Source organism: Kitasatospora sp. NPDC059817 (assembly GCF_042731835.1).
Taxonomy (GTDB): domain Bacteria; phylum Actinomycetota; class Actinomycetes; order Streptomycetales; family Streptomycetaceae; genus Kitasatospora.
In genome coordinates, this window is record NZ_JBHWIR010000391.1 from 1 (window position 1) to 2,313 (window position 2,313).

Consider the following 2,313-nt stretch of genomic DNA (forward strand, 5'->3'; position numbering starts at 1 on the left):
CACACTATATTTACTCTTGATTTCTCTTCGGCAGAGTCAGTTGTGTTTAAGTGACATACATTTGTTTTGTGGTCGGAAGCGTATGTTGTTTTTAAGACACCGGCGGTTGGTTTTTTTTTTTTATTTACGGTTTGGTTTGCATCGACTGTTAAATGACCGGCCTCGACCTCGACCAGGACGCCCTGGTCGAGGTCGCGGCACTGGTGACGGACTCCGAGCTCAACATCCTCGGCGAGGGTGTGGACGTCATCATCCGCCCGCCGGCGGAGGCGCTGGCGGGCATGCCCGAGGTGGTGCGCGCGATGCACACCTCCTCCGGCCTGCTGGAGGAGCTGGAGCAGGGTGTGACGCTGGCCGAGGCGGAGGCGCGGGTGCTCGCGTACATCCGCGAGCACGTGCCGGAGGCCGGCCGGACGCCGCTGTGCGGGAACTCGGTGGCCACCGACCGCGGCTTCCTCGCCCGGGACATGCCGGCCCTGGAGAAGCACCTGCACTACCGGATCGTGGACGTCTCCTCGATCAAGGAGCTGGCCCGCCGCTGGTACCCGAAGGCGTACTACAACAGCCCGCAGAAGGGCGGCAACCACCGGGCGCTGGCCGACATCCGCGAGAGCATCGACGAACTGCGGTACTACCGCGAGGCGGTGTTCGTCCCGCAGCCCGGACCGGACACCGACACCGCGCGCGCCATCGCCGAGAAGTACCAGGCCCCGGAGGGCTGACCCGAGGAGCCCGGGGGAGGTGCCCGCGTTCGCCCGGACGAAAGCCTGGCGCGAGCACCCTCTCGGATCCTGTAGAGTTCTTCCTGTCGGAACGGGAACGCGGAAGCGGAAACGGGCCGGACAGATGGTGGGTGTAGCTCAGTTGGTAGAGCACCTGGTTGTGGTCCAGGTGGCCGCGGGTTCAAGTCCCGTCACTCACCCCAGAGCCTGAGGGGCCGATCTCTTCGAGAGATCGGCCCCTCAGGCGTTTTCGCGTTCCCTCAACTCTCCACCGCGGTTCGGGTTTTCCCGGCGCAGGCCTGCCGCCAGAAGCTACTGGCTAGTAACATTCCTGCCATGACCACACCTTCGATCGGCCAGCTGCTCGACTCCACCGTGCCGATGGCGCACACCCTCAAGCTGGAGTACCTGGAGACCACCCCGGACCGCGCCGTGCTGCGGCTGCCCGACCAGCCCGCGTACCACAACCACGTCGGCGGACCGCACGCCGGCGCGATGTTCACCCTCGCCGAGTCCGCCAGCGGCTGCATCGTGCTCGCCGCCTTCGGTGACCAGCTCTCCCGGGCCGTGCCGCTCGCGGTGAACGCCGAGATCGCCTACAAGAAGCTCGCCATGGGCGAGGTCACCGCCACCGCCGTCCTCGGCCGCCCCGCCGCCGAGGTCGTCGCCGAGCTGGACGCCGGCGGCCGCCCCGAGTTCCCGGTCACCGTCGAGATCACCCGCGCCGACGGCGCCGTCACCGGCGTGATGACCGTCACCTGGACCCTGCGCCCCAACTCCTGACCGCGCCACGGCCGGTGGCCCCGGGCAACCCGGCCCGGGGCCACCCGCGCGATGACTGTCCGTGACGGCGGGCGTGACCTCACGACCCGTCCGCTCGTTCTCAACTCACATGCGAGCCAATCACGCGACCAAGCCCCAGGAACCCGCCCCCCGCGGCGTCGGCGCACGGCGCGCGATCGGCCGGTGGCTGCCCCGGGTCCTCGCCGCCGGTGGCGCCCTCCTCGCCCAACTCGGGGGCTTCGGCGCGCAGGCCGCCTGCGCCGACCCGCTGCCGGACCAGACCCGGCCCGCCGTCCGCCGCACCCTGGCCGGCGGGCCCGCGCCCGGCCGGCTCGCCCAGGCCGGGCGGCCCGCGTACGACGGTCCGTCGGCCGAGCGGTCCGGCGACCCCGGGCGCCCGGCGGCCGAGGAGGCCGAGCGCCCCTCCCCCGGGCTCGTCGGGGAACTGGCCGGCGCCGTCCCCGACGCCGGGATCGACGGCGCCACCGGCACGGTCGGCAGCGTCTTCCAGGACCGGATCCGAGCCGGCGGACTCCCCCTGCCCGGGCAACGGGCCGCCGTCCCCGACGCCTTCGCGATCGCCTCCGGCCTGCCCGACACCGTCCCCACCCAGGGCCGCCCCGCCGAGACCCGCGCCTCCCGGGAGGGCGGGCCCGCCGAACTGCCCGCCACCGCACGGCCCGGCGCCACCGGAGTCCGCTCCGCCGCACCGGCCGCCACCGCCCGCCCGTGCCGGGGGGGCCGGGGGGCCCCCGGCCCCGGCCCCCCCCCCCCCCCCCGGGGGGGGGGCGCCCGCGCCCCCCCCCCC

Annotated in this window: 2 protein-coding genes, 1 tRNA gene and 1 pseudogene; all 4 read left to right on the plus strand. The window is 72.5% G+C overall.

What is annotated here, in order from left to right:
• Positions 1-152 precede the first annotated feature (152 nt).
• Positions 153-722, plus strand: a complete 570-nt coding sequence (gene orn / locus ACFV61_RS35600) for an oligoribonuclease (protein ID WP_380496299.1) — start codon at positions 153-155, stop codon at positions 720-722.
• Between the two features lie 127 nt (positions 723-849).
• Positions 850-925 (plus strand) — tRNA-His (locus ACFV61_RS35605).
• A 133-nt stretch (positions 926-1,058) separates the two neighbouring features.
• The gene (locus tag ACFV61_RS35610; RefSeq protein ID WP_063349298.1) at positions 1,059-1,505 is read left to right on the plus strand and encodes a DUF4442 domain-containing protein; all 447 of its coding nucleotides are present in this window, start codon (positions 1,059-1,061) and stop codon (positions 1,503-1,505) included.
• Between the two features lie 109 nt (positions 1,506-1,614).
• A pseudogene (locus ACFV61_RS35615) lies at positions 1,615-2,313 on the plus strand (hypothetical protein); the annotation flags it as partial.